Annotated in this window: 14 protein-coding genes; all 14 read left to right on the forward strand. The window is 66.8% G+C overall.

All coding sequences use genetic code 11. From position 1 onward, the window contains the following. The coding region (rplL, locus tag CF8_RS22875; protein WP_036490031.1) for a 50S ribosomal protein L7/L12 at positions 1–260 on the forward strand (260 nt) is incomplete at its 5' end. A 287-nt stretch (positions 261–547) separates the two neighbouring features. Further along, entirely contained in the window at positions 548–1,504 is a 957-nt protein-coding gene (locus tag CF8_RS02555; RefSeq protein ID WP_010831574.1) for an ABC transporter ATP-binding protein, read from the forward strand. 7 nt (positions 1,505–1,511) lie between these two features. Beyond that, a complete protein-coding gene (locus CF8_RS02560; RefSeq protein WP_010831575.1) occupies positions 1,512–2,297 on the forward strand; it encodes an MlaE family ABC transporter permease in 786 nt (261 codons plus the stop codon). Between the two features lies 1 nt (position 2,298). Next, positions 2,299–3,126 (forward strand): MlaE family ABC transporter permease, encoded by an 828-nt coding sequence (locus tag CF8_RS02565; RefSeq protein WP_010831576.1) that lies wholly within the window; start codon positions 2,299–2,301, stop codon positions 3,124–3,126. Positions 3,127–3,137: 11 nt separating this feature from the next. Beyond that, complete coding sequence (locus CF8_RS02570; RefSeq protein ID WP_232211563.1) at positions 3,138–4,418, forward strand: MCE family protein; 1,281 nt, start codon at positions 3,138–3,140, stop codon at positions 4,416–4,418. Beyond that, positions 4,418–5,452: an MCE family protein gene (locus tag CF8_RS02575; protein WP_010831578.1), complete on the forward strand. Its 1,035-nt coding sequence runs from the start codon at positions 4,418–4,420 to the stop codon at positions 5,450–5,452. The genes CF8_RS02570 and CF8_RS02575 overlap by 1 nt, the downstream gene beginning before the upstream one ends. Positions 5,453–5,457: 5 nt before the next feature. Continuing rightward, positions 5,458–6,420: an MCE family protein gene (locus tag CF8_RS02580; protein WP_036492007.1), complete on the forward strand. Its 963-nt coding sequence runs from the start codon at positions 5,458–5,460 to the stop codon at positions 6,418–6,420. A 1-nt stretch (position 6,421) separates the two neighbouring features. Continuing rightward, on the forward strand, positions 6,422–7,567 hold the full coding sequence (locus tag CF8_RS02585; RefSeq protein ID WP_010831580.1) for an MCE family protein: 1,146 nt from the start codon (positions 6,422–6,424) through the stop codon (positions 7,565–7,567). Continuing rightward, complete coding sequence (locus tag CF8_RS02590) at positions 7,564–8,979, forward strand: MCE family protein (protein ID WP_010831581.1); 1,416 nt, start codon at positions 7,564–7,566, stop codon at positions 8,977–8,979. The genes CF8_RS02585 and CF8_RS02590 overlap by 4 nt, the downstream gene beginning before the upstream one ends. Further along, complete coding sequence (locus CF8_RS02595; protein ID WP_010831582.1) at positions 8,976–10,259, forward strand: MCE family protein; 1,284 nt, start codon at positions 8,976–8,978, stop codon at positions 10,257–10,259. Before CF8_RS02590 ends, CF8_RS02595 begins: the two co-directional genes overlap by 4 nt. Before the next feature lie 47 nt (positions 10,260–10,306). Next, on the forward strand, positions 10,307–10,879 hold the full coding sequence (locus CF8_RS20615; RefSeq protein WP_051204098.1) for a hypothetical protein: 573 nt from the start codon (positions 10,307–10,309) through the stop codon (positions 10,877–10,879). Next, the gene (locus CF8_RS02605; RefSeq protein WP_010831584.1) at positions 10,876–11,655 is read left to right on the forward strand and encodes a J domain-containing protein; all 780 of its coding nucleotides are present in this window, start codon (positions 10,876–10,878) and stop codon (positions 11,653–11,655) included. Before CF8_RS20615 ends, CF8_RS02605 begins: the two co-directional genes overlap by 4 nt. 243 nt (positions 11,656–11,898) lie before the next feature. Continuing rightward, positions 11,899–15,405 carry a DNA-directed RNA polymerase subunit beta gene (rpoB, locus tag CF8_RS02610; protein WP_010831585.1) on the forward strand — a complete coding sequence of 1,169 codons (3,507 nt, stop codon included), beginning with the start codon at positions 11,899–11,901 and terminating at the stop codon, positions 15,403–15,405. An 89-nt stretch (positions 15,406–15,494) separates the two neighbouring features. After that, positions 15,495–19,370, forward strand: coding sequence for a DNA-directed RNA polymerase subunit beta' (locus CF8_RS02615; protein WP_010831586.1), 3,876 nt, complete (start codon positions 15,495–15,497; stop codon positions 19,368–19,370). Positions 19,371–19,577: the final 207 nt, after the last annotated feature.

Consider the following 19,577-nt stretch of genomic DNA (forward strand, 5'->3'; position numbering starts at 1 on the left):
CCGCCGCTGCGGGCGCCCCCGCCGCCGGTGGCGAGGCCGCTGCCGAGCAGGACGAGTTCGACGTCGTCCTCGAGGCCGCTGGCGACAAGAAGATCAACGTCATCAAGGAGGTGCGCGCCCTCACGAGCCTCGGCCTGAAGGAGGCGAAGGACCTCGTTGAGTCCGCCCCGAAGGCGATCCTCGAGAAGGTCGACAAGGCTGCGGCCGACAAGGCGAAGGAGGCCCTCGAGGCCGCCGGCGCCACCGTCACCGTCAAGTGACCTTGATCTGACTCCTGTCCGGATCGCACACGGCCACGGCCGTGCGTTGACCAGGCACTGATCGATCAGCCGGAGGGCGATCACCCGCGAGGGTGGTCGCCCTCTGTTGCATTTGCGTGTCGACACGTGGTTGGCCCATGACGCGATGGCCATTCACGCGTAACCTCACCGCGGTAGTGGCGTTGGTACCGAGGAGTAACGCCGACACTGAGATCTGTGCCACGCCGAGGGAGTCGTGCACGGCGGTGTCAGGCAGCGGTCGTAGACAGCAAAGGGAGATTGCGGGCATGGGCGTTGAGATCAAGGTCGACGGCCTCACCAAGTCGTTCGGCAAACAGCTGATCTGGCGTGACGTGACGCTGTCCATCCCTGCAGGGCAGGTGTCGGTCATGCTCGGCCCGTCGGGAACCGGCAAGTCCGTGTTCCTCAAGACGCTGATCGGCCTGATCAAGCCCGACGAGGGCTCGATCATGATCGAGGGCACCGACATCGCGAGCTGCTCCGAGCGCGACCTCTACGAGATCCGCAAGCTCTTCGGCGTGCTGTTCCAGGACGGCGCCATGTTCGGCTCGATGAACCTCTACGACAACGTCGCCTTCCCGTTGCGCGAGCACACCAAGAAGAGCGAGTCCGAGATCCGCTCCATCGTGATGGAGAAGATGGACCTCGTCGGCCTGATCGGTGCCGAGGACAAGCTCCCCGGCGAGATCTCCGGCGGCATGCGCAAGCGCGCCGGCCTGGCTCGCGCGCTGGTGCTCGACCCCGAGATCCTGCTGATCGACGAGCCCGACTCCGGCCTCGACCCCGTGCGCACCTCGTTCATCAACCAGCTCTTCATCGACCTGAACGCCCAGATCGACGCGACGTTCCTGATCGTCACCCACGACATCAACAGCACCCGGACCGTCCCGGACAACATCGGCCTGCTCTACCACAAGCACCTGGCGATGTTCGGCCCCCGCGAGATGCTGCTCAGCTCCGAGGAGCCGGTCGTGCGGCAGTTCCTCAACGCCCAGACCGTCGGCCCGATCGGCATGTCCGAGGAGAAGGACGCCGACGAGCTCGCGGCCGAGAAGGACCTCGACATGCCGCCGCTGCCGCCGATCCCGCTCCAGCTCGAGCCCTCGAGCGGCATCCCGCGCCGCCACCAGCCCGCTCCGGGACAGTGGTGCCGCGAGAACGGTGTGACCCCTCCTCCCGGGTCCTTCCTGAGCGCCAACGCCGGCCTCGCCCCGGGGGCCTGATCACGCCGTGTCCTCACTCACCGCATCCCGGGCACTTGCCCCGATCGGGGTCGCGGGCAAGCTCTTTGCCTTCGCTCTCGACGTCGGGCGCGCGCTGTTCCGTCGCCCCTTCCAGCTGCGCGAGTTCATCCAGCAGGCCTGGTTCATCGCGTCGGTGACCATCGTCCCGACCGCGCTCGTCGCCATCCCCTTCGGTGCCGTCATCGCGCTCCAGGTCGGTGGGCTGATCAAGCAGTTCGGTGCGCAGTCCTTCACCGGCTCCGCGTCGGTCCTCGCTGTCATCCAGCAAGCCGCGCCCATCGGCACAGCCCTGCTCATCGCCGGCGCCGGCGGCTCGGCCATCGCGGCCGACCTCGGTGCGCGCAAGATCCGCGAAGAGCTCGACGCGATGATGGTCCTCGGCATCGACCCCATCCAGCGGCTGGTGGTCCCGCGGGTCCTCGCCTGCATGCTGGTGGCGTTCTTCCTCAACGGCATGGTCAGCGTGGTCGGTGTCGCCGGCGGCTATGTCTTCAACGTGATCCTCCAGGACGGCACCCCGGGCGCCTACATCGCGAGCTTCACAGCGCTCGCCCAGCTGCCAGACCTGTGGATCGGCCTGATCAAGGCCCTCGTCTTCGGTCTGATCGCCGCGATCGTCGCGTCCTACAAGGGCATGAACGCCAGCGGTGGTCCGAAGGGCGTGGGTGACGCGGTCAACGAGTCCGTCGTCATCACGTTCTTGTTGCTCTTCGTCGCCAACTTCGTCCTGAGCATGATCTACCTCCAGGTCGTCCCACCGAAGGGCGGATGACATGGCCAGCATCAAGAGCGTCTACCAGAAGCCCCTCGACTCGCTCGACACCCTCGGGGGCCAGCTCGCCTTCCACATCGGCGTGGTCAGGTCGATCCCGCGCTCGGTCACGCGCTATCCCCGGGAGATCCTGCGGATCCTCGCCGAGGTCACCCTCGGCTCCGGCGCCCTGGCCGTCATCGGCGGCACCGTCGGCGTCATCATCGGCATGACCTTCTTCACCGGCGCCCAGGTCGGCCTGTCCGGCTACGCCGCGCTCAACCAGCTCGGCACCGCCGCGTTCGCGGGCTTCGTCTCCGCCTACTTCAACACCCGTGAGATCGCCCCCCTCGTCGCAGGCATCGCCCTCGCGGCCACGGTCGGCTGCGGCTTCACCGCGCAGCTCGGTGCCATGCGGATCTCCGAGGAGGTCGACGCCCTCGAGGTGATGGCCATCCCGTCGATGCCGTTCCTGGTCGCCACCCGTGTCGTCGGCGGGCTGATCGCGATCGTCCCGCTCTACGTCGTCGGGTTGCTGTCGTCGTACTTCGCCAGCCGTCTCGTCGTCACCCAGTTCTACGGGCAGTCGGCGGGCACCTACGACCACTACTTCAACGCCTTCCTGCCGCCGGGCGACGTGCTCTGGTCGTTCGGCAAGGTGCTCGTGTTCGCGGTCACCGTCATCCTCATCCACTGCTACCACGGCTACACCGCCTCCGGCGGTCCCGCGGGCGTGGGTGTGGCTGTGGGTCGCGCGGTGCGCACCAGCATCGTGGCGATCAACGTCATCGACCTGTTCTTGTCCATGGCGATCTGGGGAACCAACGCCACTGTCAGGCTGGCGGGATAGCGATGAATCCGATGAAGAACAACAAGGTGCTCGGCGTGGTCTTCCTCGCCCTGCTGCTCTCCAGTGTCTGGCTGTCGTACGGCGTCTTCACGCAGAAGTTCACCGACTTCGACGAGGTGGAGCTCAAGACCACCAACATCGGCCTGCAGACCCCGATCCGTGCCGACGTCAAGATCCGCGGCGTCCAGGTCGGAGAGGTGATCGACATCCGCACCGACGGTGAGGGCGCGACGCTGACGCTCGGTCTCTACCCCGACATGCGCGACACGATTCCGAGCAACGTCTCGGGCTCGATCGTGCCGAAGACCCTGTTCGGCGAGAAGTACGTCTCGCTGATCGTGCCCGAGGGCCCGCTGGCCGACCCCATCCAGGTCGACACGGTCATCGACCGCACCGACGTCTCGACCGAGGTCGAGCAGGTGCTCAACGACCTCTTCCCGCTCCTGCGCGCGGTGCAGCCGGCCGAGATCAACATGACGCTCAACGCGATCGCGACTGCGCTCGAGGGCCGCGGCGACCAGCTCGGCGGCAACCTCGAGACGATCGACAGCTACCTCAAGCGCCTCAACCCCCAGATCCCGGCCCTCGTCGAGGACCTGCGCCTCACCGGTCAGGTGTCCGACGTGTACTCCGATGTGTTGCCTGAGGTCGCCACGATCCTGCGCAACACCATCACCACCACGCAGACGCTCGAGGGGCGCGAGGAGAAGCTCAATGCGCTGTTCAAGGACATCGGCTCGTTCTCCGCGACGGCCGAGCGGTTCCTCGGTGACAACGGCGACAACATCATCCGTCTCGGTGAGGTCAGCCGCGAGCAGCTGGGCGTGTTCGCCCGCTACGCACCCGAGTACCCCTGCCTGCTCGAAGGCATCGTGAGCGCGGGCAAGCTGCAGGCCGAGGCGTTCCGCGGCTTCACCCTGCACATCGTGCTGGAGACGCTGCCCAACCAGCCGCGTGGCTACGGGCCCGCGGACAAGCCCGTGTACGGCGAGAAGCGCGGCCCCTACTGCGGCCGCCTGCCCAACGCACCCTGGAGCCAGGAAAACCCCGTGACCCACCAGCCCAACTTCGCCGACGGCGTCGACGAACCCACCGGCAAGGGCATCACGCGCTCCGCGACCGGCTGGTCGACCGGCGCCGGCTACCCCGGCAGCCGCGAGGAGTCGGCCCTGGTCAAGGGCCTGCTCGGCCCGGCGATCGGGACCAGCGCACAGGACGTGCCCGACCTGGGCGTCCTGCTGGTGGCACCGATGGCTCGTGGTGCGACCGTCTCGATGGGAGCTGATCGCTGATGCCGCTCCTCGACAAGAAGACCTCGGGCGACCTCCTCCGCCTGCTGACGTTCGTCGTGGTCACCTCGGTGGCGACGGCCCTGCTGATCGTGCTCATCGGCAACCTCAACTTCGCCTCCACCCGCGACTACAAGGCGGTCTTCACCAACGCCACCGGAGTCAACAAGGGTGACGACGTCCGCGTCGCCGGCGTGAAGGTCGGCACGGTCCGAGACATCGAGATCGTCGAGCGCACCCGTGCGCTGGTGACCTTCACGGTGGCCGACGCGACGCAGGTCAACGGCGGCACGTTCGCCACGATCCGCTACCGCAACCTCGTGGGCCAGCGCTACATCTCCCTCACCCAGGAGGTGGGCGACTCGGGCCGGATGCCCGAGGGCTCCACGATCCCGGTCGACCGCACCAAGCCCGCGCTGGACCTGACCGTCCTGTTCAACGGCTTCAAGCCGCTGTTCCAGGCGCTGTCCCCGGCCGACATCAACAAGCTGTCCTACGAGATCGTCCAGGTCTTCCAGGGCGAGGGCGGCACGCTCGAGGGCCTGCTGCAGCACACGGCGTCGGTCACCTCCACGCTCGCCGACCGCGACGAGGTCATCGGTGACCTGATCGAGAACCTCAACCAGGTCCTCGTGCACATCGGCGACCGCGACGAACAGCTCGCGCGCCTGATCGGGTCCTTCCGCCAGCTCATCGGTGGGCTCAAGGACGACCGGCAGGCGATCTTGACCTCGCTCGACGACATCTCGACCCTGTCGGTGCAGACCGCCGGGCTGCTGGAGGGGATCCGCAAGCCCTTCGTCCAGGACATCAAGCACCTGCGCAACTTCGCCGGCAACCTCGACCGCAACAAGGCAGAGCTCGACCGTGCCCTCCAGGTGCTCCCGATCAAGCTCGAGAAGGTGGGCCGCACCGCGATCTACGGCTCGTGGTTCAACTTCTACCTCTGCGAGTTCCAGGGCCGCGTGAAGCTGCCCGCCGGCGTGAACGTCCCTGTCAGCTACCAGACCGGATCGGACAGGTGCAACCTCGGATGAACCACATGATCCCCTTCCGCGAGCGCAACCCGGTCGTCATCGGTGCCATCAGCCTGGCGATGATCGCTGCGTCCCTCGTCGTCGCGTTCCGTGCCGGAGACCTGCCGGTCATCGGCGGCGGTGACACCTACTACGCCGCCTTCTCCGAGTCCGGTGGCCTCAAGGTCAACGACGAGGTCCGCATCGCCGGCGTGCGCGTCGGCAAGGTCGACGCCGTCGAGCTCGACGGCGACCAGGTCAAGGTCAGCTTCAAGGTCGACTCCGACGAGAGCTTCGGCCCGAGCACCAACGCGGCGATCAAGGTGAAGACCCTGCTCGGCGCGATGTTCCTCGCCTTGGAGCCGGCCGGCTCCGGGCAGATGGCGGAGGAGTCGACCATCCCCGTCGAGCGGACCACGTCGCCGTACGACGTGGTGTCGGCGTTCGAAGGCCTGGCCGCGACCTCCGAGGAGATCAACACCGACCAGCTCGCCGAGTCGCTGACCACGCTGGCCGACCTGACCCGCAACACCCCCGAGGAGTTCCGCGCGGCCCTCGACGGGGTCACCCGGCTCTCGGCCAACGTCGCTGCCCGCGACGGTGAGATCAACACGCTGCTCGTCAACCTGGAGAAGGTCTCGCGGGTGCTCGACGAGCGTGACCAGGACATCGTGGCGCTGATGCGCGACGCCGACGTGCTGTTCCGTGCGCTGGTGAGCCGTCGCGAGGCGATCCACAACCTGCTCACGTCCACCTCCACGCTCTCGCGCGAGCTCACCCTGCTCGTCAAGCAGAGCCGTGCGGACCTCAAGCCCGCTCTGACCCACTTGGAGAACGTCGTCAACGTGCTGAACAAGAACGAGGACAACCTCGACAACAGCCTGCGGCTGATGGCGCCGTTCTACACGGTCTTCGCCAACACCCTGGGCACCGGACCGTGGTTCGACACCTACATCCAGAACATGCCTCCCGCTCCGCAGGTGGGCTGACATGGACCTCATCAAGAAGCTCGCCGTCCCGCTGGTCGTCCTCGCCCTGGTGACAGCCGCGGTGCTGACCATGATCGGCAGCGACGACTCCAAGCGTCTCGTCGCCCACTTCCCCCGCGCGGTCTCGGTCTACGAGGGCAGCGAGGTCCGGGTCCTGGGCGTGGCGATCGGCACGGTGGAGGAGGTCAAGCCCTCCGGCACCGACGTCGAGGTGACCATGGCCTACGACGCCGACATCAACCTCCCCGCAGACGCCCAGGCGGCCATCGTGGCGCCGTCGATCGTCGGTGACCGGTTCGTCCAGCTGACCCCGGTCTTCCAGGAGGGCGACGAGGTCATGCCCGACAACACCGAGCTCGCGCTCTCCCAGACCGCGGTCCCGATCGAGCTCGACCAGATCTTCGAGAGCCTCGACACCCTCAATGTGGCGCTGGGGCCCAACGGCGCCAACGAGAACGGCGCCCTGTCCGACCTGCTGGCAGTGACGGCCGACAACTTCGAGGGGCAGGGAGCCAACTTCAACTCCACCCTGAAGAACTTCGCCCGGCTCTCCGACACCTTGGCCGACAACAAGGAGGAGCTCTTCGGCAGCGCCGAGCAGCTCGGGAAGTTCATCGAGACGCTGGCCGAGAACGACCAGACGGTCCGGGGCTTCAACCAGTCCCTCGCCGACGTGTCCGCGCTCCTCAAGGGCGAGCGCGAGGAGCTGACGGCCTCGCTGAAGAACCTGTCGACCGCGCTGACCCAGGTGTCGTCCTTCGTGACCGACAACCGTGAGGTCCTGGGCCGCAACATCAAGGGGCTCAACCGGGTCTCCAAGGTGCTGGTCAAGCAGCGCGACGCGCTGGACACCGTCCTCAAGGTCGGTCCCCTCGCCCTCAACAACCTTGCCCTGACCTACAACCCGCAGGCCGGCACCCTCGACACCCGGGCCAACCTCGGCATGCTGGGCAGCCAGATCGAGGCGGACCCCGCGGCCTTCCTCTGCGGGTTCACCGACCAGGTGAAGGGTGCTGAGTCCGTCTGCGACACGATCGAGCAGATCCTGCCCCGCAGCGGGGCCTTCAAGGAAGGCACGACCCTTCCTGCGGCTCCCGGCCTCGAGTTCGACCCGACCCTCGGCGGCCTCGTGGAGGTGCAGCGATGAAGAAGCTCAAGACCCTCGCGGCCGTACTGGGCGCGACCCTGCTCATGACCGGTTGTGAGTTCGACGTCTACAAGCTGCCGCTCCCCGGTGGCCCGGACTCCGGCGAGAACCCGATGATCGTCAAGGTGCAGTTCGCCGACGTGCTCGACCTCGTGCCCAAGTCGACCGTCAAGGTCAACGACGTGAGCGTGGGCACCGTGCGCGACGTGGACCTCGAGGGCTACACCGCCGAGGTCACCCTCGAGCTGCGCAACGACGTGGCCCTGCCGGACAACGCGCTCGCGGAGATCCGCCAGACCAGCCTCCTCGGCGAGAAGTTCGTCTCGCTCAAGGCACCCGACCAGGACGCCAGCGCCAACCCCCTCGAGTCCGGCGACGAGATCCCGCTCTCGCGCTCGGGACGCAACTCCGAGGTCGAAGAGGTCTTCGGTGCGCTGAGCCTGCTCCTCAACGGCGGCGGCATCGGCCAGCTCCAGACCATCACGCGCGAGCTCAACCTCGCCCTCGAGGGTCGTGAGGGGGCCGCTCGGTCCGTGCTCGAGCAGATCAGCTCGTTCATGGGCCAGCTCGACGAGAACAAGGCCGAGATCGTCACCGCGATCGAGAAGCTCAACCAGCTCGCACTGTCGGTGCGCAAGGAACAGCCGACCATCGACGCGGCCCTGGAGGACCTGCCCAGCGCGCTGGACTCCATCGACCGCCAGCGTGGCGACCTCGTCAAGATGCTGAAGGCGCTCGACCAGCTGAGCTCCGTGGGCGTCAAGGTCATCACGCAGTCGAAGGAATCCACCATCGACAGCCTCGAGCTGCTCAACCCGGTGCTGTCGCAGCTCGCCGCCTCGGGCGACAACTTCGCCCACGCCTTCCACGTCTTCTTGACCTACCCGTTCGTGGACGAGGTCGTGGGCCGTGACCCGCAGGTGGCGAGGAACCTGCACATGGGTGACTTCACCAACCTGTCCGTCACCCTCGACATCGATCTCAGCAACGGCGCGACCGGGCCGCCGACGCTGCCCACCAACCTGCCGACGCAGATCGACCCGACGAAGATCGTCGACAACGTGCTCGAGTGCCTCAAGAGCGGCAACCCGCTGAGTGCGGCCTGCTTGAAGGTCCTCAACACCCCCAACGACCTGCTGCAGCTCAAGGAAGAGTGCAAGAAGCAGGCGAACAAGGACAAGGACGTCTGCAAGCAGCTCAATGCGATCCCGGGGCTGCCGAGCAGCGTGCCGACGACGCTGCCCACGCTGTCGATCCCGACCACCCTGCCGAGCCTGCTCCGCCAGCCGGGAGCCCCCCGAGCCGGAACGGGCCAGCGCCCGTCTCAGCAGGGACCGACGATGGGTGAGTTGATGGACGTCTACGACCCCCACCTCGTGAACCTGCTCGTGCCCGGGATGGTGCTCCGATGATCACTCGCCGTACCAAGCTCCAGCTGATGGTCTTCGCGATCATCACGCTCCTGGGTGTCTCGTTCGTCGGCGCCCGCTACGCCCGCCTCGACCGGCTGATCATCGACGACGCCTACACGGTCGTCGCCCACTTCGCCGACTCCGGTGGCGCGTTCGCCGGTGCCGAGGTCTCCTACCGCGGTGTCCGGATCGGCGAGGTCTCCGAGATGGTGCTGACCGATGAGGGCGTCGACATCCACCTCGACATCGACAAGGGCCAGGACACGATCCCCGTCGACACGATCGCCGTGGTCGGCAACCGCTCCGCGGTGGGTGAGCAGTACGTCGAGCTGCAGCCGCGCGCCGACGGCGGGCCCTACCTCGACGAGGGCTCCGAGATCGACGTCGACCGCACCCGCACGCCGATCCAGACGGACACGCTGCTCACCAACCTGTCCAACACCGTGCGCAGCGTGGACGAGAAGGACCTTCAGACGGTCACGACGGAGTTCGGTGCCGCCTTCGGTGGCGCGGGCGAGGACCTGCAGACGATCATCGACTCGGGCAACGAGTTCCTCGCGGCGGCCGACGACAACTTCGAGATCACGACCAAGCTGATCAAGGACTCCAACGTCGTCCTGCGCGGCCAGCTCGCCTCGGAGAGCTCGCTGCGCTCCTTCGCCCGCGACCTGAGCGTCTTCTCCACCAGCGTCGTCGGTGCCGACAAGGACATCCGTGCCGTCATCGACAACGGCAGCGCGACCGCCATCCAGCTGCGCCGCTTCCTGGAGGACAACGAGGTCGAGCTCGGCTCCCTGATCAACAACCTCGTCACCACCGGTGAGGTGGTCGTGTCGCGGCTCGACGGTGTCGAGCAGCTGCTGGTGCTCTACCCCTACGTCGTCGAGGGCGGCTTCACCGTCGTCTCGAAGACCGCTGCGACCGGCAACTTCGACGCCCACTTCGGCATGATCATCACCGAGGAGCCGCACGTGTGCCACGGCGGCTACGAGAGCACCGACCGTCGCTCGCCCCTCGACGGCTCCAACCGTCCGATGAACATGTCGGCCGGCTGCACCGAGCCCGCCTCGAAGTCCAACGCCCGAGGAGCGCAGCACGCACCGCGAGCTGCAGCGTCCTACCCCGACCCCATCGCCGCCTACGATCCCGCCACCGGCGAACTCACCTGGGGTGAGCGCGAGGCGAAGGCTGTGGAGTCGGCCGGTAGCGTGGCACCCCGGACCCTTGGAAAGGAATCGTGGAAGTGGTTGTTCCTCCAGCCTCTGCTGACGCAGGACTGAGCACGCCCCCTTCCGTCGACCCACCCCGCTCCCAGTCGTTCCGACTGGTGCTGGCGGCTGTGCTGGTCGCGGTGATCCTGGCGGCTGTCGCCACGGCGGCGACGCTGCTCGTGACCCGTGACGCGGAGGCCGGCGACACCCAGGCCGGCCGCGAGGACGTGATGGCCCAGACCGAGCAGTTCATGCTGCGCATGGGCTCCTACGGTCCCGACCTGCTCGACGACAGCGGCGCGATGCCCGACTACCGCGAGAAGGTCAAGGAGGTCATCACCCCGAAGTTCGCCGCTTCCTTCGACAAGGAGGCCGGTGCGGCCGAGCAGCTCGTCGCGCAGGCCGGTGTGGCCCGCGTGCCCGACGTGTTCGCCACTGGCGTCGCCAGCCTCGACGCCGACTCGGCGCGCACGCTCGTCGCCGGGTCCTTCACCGACTCCTACACCATCAAGGGCAAGACCGTCCCGCAGGAGCCGATCCCGTTCCGCATCGAGGTCAGCCTCGTCAAGATCGACGGTGAGTGGCTGGTCGACGACTTCAGCCCCGTCACCGCCGGCGGAGCCGTGCCCGAGTCGGGCAACCCCGTGCCGACGCCCTCGCAGACCCCGTCGACGGAGGGCAAGCAATGACCCCGAGCTGGTACGACGTCCTCGACGTCGAGCCCACCGCGTCCCACGACGAGATCCGCGCAGCCTGGCGCGCCGGCATCGCCGACCTCGAGCCCGGCTCGCGACGGTTCCAGACGCTCAACCAGGCAGCCGAGGTGCTGCTCGACGAGCGGTCGCGAGCGGCGTACGACGTCGAGCTGGCCGCGCAGGCACCCGAGCCCGAGCCGGACGCCGAGACGTCCCAGGTCGACGACGCGACGACCGGGGACGCCCCCGTTGCCGCACGGTCGGTCGAGCCGGGTCGGACCCGCAACGTGCCGACCTGGCTGCTGGGGCTGCTCGGAGCGCTCGCGGCGCTCGGCGTGGCCGGAGCGATCTGGGCCTGGCAGGCGGGCGACGACTCGACCGTGGAGGAAGCGTCGAGCCAGGCGCAGGCGGCCGCGGAGCAGGCCATCGTGCCGGTGCTGTCCTACGACTACGAGTCGCTCGAGGCCGACCGTGAGCGCGCGAAGTCCTACGTCACGGCCGACTACTTCGAGGACTACGACCAGCTCTTCGGGGTCATCACCGACAACGCGCCGTCGACGCAGACGAAGGTCGCCGCCGAGGTCATCGCGTCCGGGATCGTCCGGTCGGGGGAGGACCGCGTCGACGTGCTGGTCTTCATCGACCGACCCACGACCAACAAGCTCACGCCCGAGCCGGTCACCTACAAGGACCAGGTCACGGTCACCATGCAGAAGGTCGGCGAGGACTGGTTGATCGACAACCTGGTCACCTCGCCCGCGGCCCAGTAGCGCTATAGGGGGCGGCCCGTGCGGCCGTGGTGCTTGACCTGACCGGCCTCGGCGTTCATCATCGTCGGCAACGCGGAAGAGTCGGCTCCTGAGGAGTTGACCCCCGCGTTTGAGCCGCGCGTCTATTTGGGGTAGCCTTCTTCTTTGCGCCTGCCCTCAAATGCCCTTCACCCTGTCCGGACGGGTGTCGACGGTGGAAGGCTGGCTGCGATTCGAATCACCTGATCATTCGAAGGAAAACTCTTGGCCGCGCGCAGCTCCGCTGGTAACTCCCGTCGCACCTCTTTCGCAAAGATCACCGAACCTCTTGAGGTTCCCGCTCTCCTGTCTCTCCAGACCGACAGCTTCGAATGGCTTGTCGGCGGCGAGAAGTGGGACGAGATGGTCGTGGCGCGCCGCGCTGCGGGTGAGGACGTCTCCGAGAAGTCGGGTCTTCAGGAGATCTTCGAGGAGATCTCTCCGATCGAGGACTTCTCCGAGACGATGATGCTCTCGTTCGACAACCCCGTGTTCGTCGACCCGAAGTACACCGAGGAGGAGTGCAAGGAGAAGGACTTCACCTTCTCCCGCCCCCTCTACGTCTCCGCCGAGTTCATGAACCACGAGACCGGCGAGATCAAGGGCCAGACGGTCTTCATGGGTGACTTCCCGATGATGACCCGCAAGGGCACCTTCATCATCAACGGCACCGAGCGGGTCGTCGTGTCCCAGCTCGTGCGCTCGCCCGGCGTCTACTTCGAGCGGTCCGCGGACAAGACGTCCGACAAGGACATCTACACCTCGAAGATGATCCCCTCGCGTGGCGCCTGGCTCGAGTTCGAGATCGACAAGCGCGACCTGGTCGGCGTCCGTCTCGACCGCAAGCGCAAGCAGAACGTCACCGTGCTGCTGAAGGCGCTCGGCTGGACCCCGGAGCAGATCCGCGAGGAGTTCGGCGAGTACGAGTCGATGATGCTCACCCTGGAGAAGGACACCCCCCAGACCCAGGACGAGGCGCTGCTCGACATCTACCGCAAGCTGCGTCCGGGCGAACCGCCCACGCGTGAGGCTGCGCAGACGCTGCTGAACAACTACTACTTCAACCCGAAGCGCTACGACCTGGCCAAGGTCGGTCGCTACAAGATCAACAAGAAGCTCGGCGTGACCGAGGCCTTCGACCAGCAGACGCTGACCGTCGACGACATCGTCGCCGCGATCCGCTACATCGTGCAGCTGCACGCCGCGGGTGCGCCGGTCGAGGCTCCTGACCTGATCGACGCCACGGGCGCCGTGGTCATGGGTCCGGACGAGAAGCCGATCAAGGTCCAGTCCGACGACATCGACCACTTCGGCAACCGTCGCATGCGCACCGTGGGCGAGCTGATCCAGAACCAGCTCCGCACCGGTCTGGCGCGCATGGAGCGTGTGGTCCGCGAGCGGATGACGACCCAGGACGTCGAGGCCATCACGCCGCAGTCCCTGATCAACATCCGTCCCGTGGTCGCGGCGCTGAAGGAGTTCTTCGGAACCTCGCAGCTCTCGCAGTTCATGGACCAGACCAACCCGATCGCCGGCCTGACGCACAAGCGTCGTCTGTCCGCGCTCGGCCCGGGTGGTCTCTCCCGTGACCGCGCCGGCATGGAGGTCCGTGACGTCCACCCGTCGCACTACGGCCGCATGTGCCCGATCGAGACCCCTGAAGGCCCGAACATCGGTCTGATCGGCTCCCTCGCCTCCTACGGTCGGATCAACCCCTTCGGGTTCGTCGAGACGCCCTACCGCCGCGTCGTCAAGGGTGTCGTCAGCGACGACATCGACTACCTGACGGCCGACGACGAGGACCGCTACGTCATCGCCCAGGCCAACGCTCCGCTCGACAAGAACAACAAGTTCGTCGAGGAGCGCGTGCTGGTCCGCCAGCAGCGCGGTGAGGTCGACGCGATCCTCGCCGAAGAGGTCGACTACATGGACGTGTCGCCGCGCCAGATGGTGTCGGTGGCCACGGCCCTGATCCCGTTCCTCGAGCACGACGACGCCAACCGCGCGCTCATGGGCGCCAACATGCAGCGTCAGGCCGTCCCGCTCATCGTCAGCGACAGCCCGATCGTCGGCACCGGCATGGAATACCGCGCCGCCGTCGACGCCGGCGATGTCGTGCTGGCCGAGAAGGCCGGTGTGGTCAAGGAGGTGTCCGCGGAGTTCATCGAGACGATGAACGACGACGGCAGCTACCAGACCTACAAGATGGCCAAGTTCAAGCGCTCCAACCAGGGCACCTGCATCAACCAGCGCCCGCTGGTCGTCGAGGGTGACCGCCTCGAGGTCGGCTCGCCGATCGCCGACGGTCCCTGCACGGACAAGGCCGAGATGGCCCTGGGCACCAACCTGCTCGTGGCGTTCATGCCGTGGCAGGGCCACAACTACGAGGACGCGATCATCCTCAGCCAGCGCCTGGTGCAGGAGGACGTCCTCACCTCGATCCACATCGAGGAGCACGAGGTCGACGCCCGCGACACCAAGCTCGGCCCCGAGGAGATCACCCGGGACATCCCGAACGTCTCCGAGGAGGGCCTGGCCGACCTCGACGAGCGCGGGATCATCCGCATCGGCGCCGAGGTCACCACCGGTGACATCCTCGTCGGCAAGGTCACGCCCAAGGGCGAGACCGAGCTGACCCCGGAGGAGCGCCTGCTCCGCGCGATCTTCGGTGAGAAGGCGCGCGAGGTGCGCGACACCTCGATGAAGGTCCCGCACGGTGAGTCCGGCACGGTCATCGGCGTCCGCGTCTTCAACCGCGAGGACGGCGACGAGCTGCCCCCGGGCGTCAACGAGCTGGTCCGCGTCTACGTCGCCCAGAAGCGCAAGATCTCGGTGGGTGACAAGCTCGCCGGTCGTCACGGCAACAAGGGCGTCATCGCCAAGATCCTGCCGATCGAGGACATGCCGTTCATGGAGGACGGCACCCCGGTCGACGTGGTGCTCAACCCGCTGGGTGTGCCGCGACGGATGAACATCGGTCAGATCCTCGAGCTCCACCTGGGCTGGATCGGCAAGCAGGGATGGGACCTCAACCTGTCCGGCGACCCGGAGAACAGCGACTGGAAGCAGCGCCTGATCTCGATCGGTGTCGAGAAGTCCGGGCCCGACACGAAGGTCGCAACGCCGGTCTTCGACGGTGCGCGCGAGGACGAGATCATCGGTCTGCTCGGCTCCACCACGCTGACCCGTGACGGTGAGCGCCTCGTGGACGAGACCGGCAAGGCCAACCTGTTCGACGGCCGCTCCGGTGAGCCGTTCCCCGAGCCGGTGTCCGTTGGCTACATGTACATCCTCAAGCTCCACCACCTCGTGGACGACAAGATCCACGCGCGCAGCACCGGCCCGTACTCCATGATCACGCAGCAGCCGCTGGGTGGTAAGGCTCAGTTCGGTGGCCAGCGCTTCGGTGAGATGGAGGTCTGGGCGATGGAGGCGTACGGCGCCGCCTACGCCCTGCAGGAGCTGCTCACCATCAAGTCCGACGACGTGCCTGGTCGCGTCAAGGTCTACGAAGCCATCGTCAAGGGCGAGAACATCCCCGACTCCGGTATCCCCGAGTCGTTCAAGGTGCTCGTCAAGGAGATGCAGTCCCTCTGCCTCAACGTGGAGGTGCTGTCGCAGGACGGTTCCACCATCACGTTGAAGGACGCCGAGGAAGACGTCTTCCGTGCGGCCGAGGAACTCGGCATCGACCTGTCCAGGCGCGAGCCCAGCAGCGTCGAAGAAGTCTGAGGTGACGTCCCGGGCGGTCGGTCACCGACCGCCCGGGCCCCTCAGTCCCAAAGCCACCTGACTCAAACAGCAACCAAAAGGAACACACCTTGCTGGACGTGAACTTCTTCGAGCAGATCCAGATCGGCCTGGCCACCGCGGACGACATCCGCGGTTGGAGCCACGGCGAGGTCAAGAAGCCGGAGACCATCAACTACCGCACGCTCAAGCCCGAGCGCGACGGCCTTTTCTGCGAGAAGATCTTCGGTCCCACCCGGGACTGGGAGTGCTACTGCGGCAAGTACAAGCGCGTGCGCTTCAAGGGCATCATCTGTGAGCGCTGTGGCGTCGAGGTCACCCGTTCCAAGGTGCGCCGCGAGCGCATGGGCCACATCGAGCTGGCCGCGCCCGTCACCCACATCTGGTACTTCAAGGGTGTCCCGTCGCGTCTCGGCTACCTCCTCGACCTGGCGCCGAAGGACCTCGAGAAGGTCATCTACTTCGCTGCCTACATGATCACCTCGGTCGACGAAGATGCCCGCCACAACGACATGTCGACCCTGGAGAACAAGGTCGGCCTGGAGCGCGAGCGCCTCGAGAAGCGTCGCGACGGTTCGCTGGACGACCGCGCCAAGAAGCTCGAGGAAGACCTCGCCGCTCTCGAGGCCGAGGGTGCCAAGGCCGACCAGCGCCGCAAGGTCAAGGACGGCGCCGAGCGGGAGATGAAGCAGCTGCGCGACCGTGCCCAGCGCGAGATCGACCGCCTCGACGAGGTCTGGAACACCTTCAAGTCGCTCAAGGTCCAGGACCTGCTCGGTGACGAGCTCCTCTACCGCGAGATGAAGAACTGGTTCGGCAAGTACTTCGAGGGCTTCATGGGCGCCGCGGCGATCCAGAAGCGCCTCCAGGACTTCGACGTCGAGGCCGAGGTCGAGTCGCTGCGCGACACGATCGCCAACGGCAAGGGCCAGAAGAAGGTCCGCGCCCTCAAGCGCCTCAAGGTCGTCGACGCCTTCCGCAAGACCGGCAACCAGCCGATCGGCATGGTCCTCGACGCCGTTCCGGTCATCCCGCCGGACCTGCGTCCGATGGTCCAGCTGGACGGTGGCCGCTTCGCGACCTCCGACCTCAACGACCTCTACCGTCGCGTGATCAACCGCAACAACCGCCTCAAGCGTCTCCTCGACCTCGGTGCCCCCGAGATCATCGTGAACAACGAGAAGCGGATGCTGCAGGAGGCCGTCGACAGCCTCTTCGACAACGGTCGTCGTGGCCGTCCCGTCACCGGCCCGGGCAACCGGCCGTTGAAGTCGCTCTCCGACATGCTCAAGGGCAAGCAGGGGCGCTTCCGCCAGAACCTCCTCGGCAAGCGCGTGGACTACTCGGGCCGTTCGGTCATCGTGTCGGGTCCGCAGCTGAAGCTGCACCAGTGTGGTCTGCCCAAGCAGATGGCTCTCGAGCTCTTCAAGCCGTTCGTGATGAAGCGCCTGGTCGACCTGTCGCACGCGCAGAACATCAAGTCCGCCAAGCGGATGGTCGAGCGCGCACGCCCGGTCGTGTGGGACGTCCTCGAAGAGGTCATCACCGAGCACCCCGTGCTGCTCAACCGTGCACCCACCCTGCACCGCCTCGGCATCCAGGCCTTCGAGCCCCAGCTGATCGAGGGCAAGGCCATCCAGATCCACCCGCTCGTGTGTGGCGCCTTCAACGCCGACTTCGACGGTGACCAGATGGCCGTGCACCTGCCGCTGTCTGCCGAGGCCCAGGCCGAGGCGCGGATCCTGATGCTCTCGACCAACAACATCCTCAAGCCCTCCGACGGTCGTCCCGTGACGATGCCGTCGCAGGACATGATCATCGGCATCTTCTGGCTGACCACCGACCGTGAGGCCGAGGTCGGCGAGGGCCGCGTCTTCTCCACGCCGGCCGAGGCCATGATGGCCTTCGACCGTCACGAGATCACCATGCAGAGCAAGGTGCGGATCCGTCTCAACGACGTCGTCCCGCCGCTCGAGGACAACCTCGGCGCTGACTGGGAAGAGGGTCAGTCGGTCATCCTGACCACGACGCTGGGTCGGGTGCTCTTCAACGACACCCTGCCGGGCGACTACCCCTTCGTGAACTACGAAGTGGGCAAGAAGGCCCTGGGCGCGATCGTCAACGACCTCGCCGAGCGCTACACCAAGGTCGAGGTCGCCGCCTCGCTCGACGCCCTCAAGGACGCCGGTTTCCACTGGGCGACCCGCTCGGGTGTCACGGTCTCGATCGACGACGTGACCACGCCTGCCGACAAGGTCGAGATCCTCGCGGTCTACGAAGCGCAGGCCGAGAAGGTCCAGAAGCAGTTCGAGCGCGGTCTCGTGACCGACGACGAGCGTCGCCAGGAGCTCATCGAGATCTGGACCCAGGCCTCCAACGACGTGGCCAAGGCCATGGAGGCCAACTTCGACAAGCGCAACCCGATCTACATGATGGTCGACTCCGGCGCGTCCGGAAACATGATGCAGATCCGCCAGGTCGCGGCCATGCGAGGACTGGTGGCCAACCCGAAGGGTGACATCATCCCGCGGCCGATCAAGGCCAACTTCCGTGAGGGCCTCTCGGTCCTGGAGTACTTCATCTCCACCCACGGTGCCCGCAAGGGTCTGGCCGACACCGCGCTCCGCACCGCTGACTCGGGTTACCTCACCCGTCGTCTGGTCGACGTGTCGCAGGACGTCATCATCCGTGAGGACGACTGTGGCACCGAGCGTGGCCTGCCCAAGGTCATCGGTATCCGCGGCGAGGACGGTGTGGTCCGCAAGGACGAGAACGCCGAGACCGCGGCGTACGCCCGTTCTGCTGCTGTCGAGATCACCAACCCGGAGACGGGCGACGTCCTCGCTGCTGCTGGCGAGGACCTGGGTGACGTCAAGATCGGTGAGCTGATCGCAGCCGGCATCGAGGAGGTCAAGGTCCGCTCCGTGCTGACCTGTGACGCCAAGACCGGCACCTGCGCGAAGTGCTACGGCCGCTCGCTGGCCACCGGAAAGCTCGTCGACATCGGCGAGGCCGTCGGCATCATCGCGGCCCAGTCGATCGGTGAGCCCGGCACGCAGCTCACGATGCGTACCTTCCACACCGGTGGTGTGGCCTCGGCCGACGACATCACGCAGGGTCTGCCCCGCGTGGTCGAGCTCTTCGAGGCCCGCTCGCCCAAGGGCCGTACCCCGATCAGCGAGGCCGCCGGCCGCGTCGAGATCGAGGACACCGACAAGGCCCGCAAGGTCCTCGTCACGCCCGACGACGGCTCCGAGGTCCAGGAGTACCCCGTCTCGAAGCGCTCGCGCCTCAACGTCGAGGACGGCCAGCACATCGAGGTCGGTCACCACCTGACCTCCGGAACGCCCGACCCGCAGGACGTGCTGCGCATCCTCGGTGTCCGCAAGGCCCAGGAGCACCTGGTCGACGAGGTGCAGAACGTGTACCGCTCGCAGGGTGTGGCGATCCACGACAAGCACATCGAGATCATCGTGCGGCAGATGCTGCGTCGCGTGACGGTCATCGAGTCCGGCGACACCAACCTGCTGCCGTCCGACCTGGTCGAGCGCTCGCGCTTCGAGGAGGAGAACCGCCGCGCGGTCTCCGAGGGCATCAAGCCTGCCTCGGGTCGTCCGGTGCTGATGGGCATCACGAAGGCGTCGCTCGCCACCGAGTCGTGGCTCTCGGCCGCCTCCTTCCAGGAGACGACCCGCGTGCTCACCGACGCCGCCATCAACGGCCGTTCGGACTCGCTGCGGGGCCTGAAGGAGAACGTCATCATCGGTAAGCTCATCCCGGCCGGTACCGGCCTCGAGCGTTACCGCAACATCCGGGTGGAGCCCACCGAGGAGGCCCGCGCAGCGGCGTACTCCGTCACCGGTTACGACTCCTACGACTACGACTTCGGCACCAGTGGCCAGGCCGTGGCGCTGGACGACTTCGACTTCGGTTCCTACCAGAGCTGATCCATCGTCGTAGAGCCCCGGTCCCGCTTCGGCGGGGCCGGGGCTTCGTCGTCTTCCGGGTCTCACTCACCGCTGGGGTACGGCGACGGCGCGGGGTCGACGTCGACATACCGAGCGTCTGTGCTGTTCCCGGGCGGGTGAATTCATATGGTCGAAGCAACGCTGAAGGAGCGTTGCTATGCCGAAGAGATTCCCGGTTGAAGTGCG

The organism is Nocardioides sp. CF8 (genome assembly GCF_000389985.1).
Taxonomy (GTDB): domain Bacteria; phylum Actinomycetota; class Actinomycetes; order Propionibacteriales; family Nocardioidaceae; genus Nocardioides; species Nocardioides allogilvus.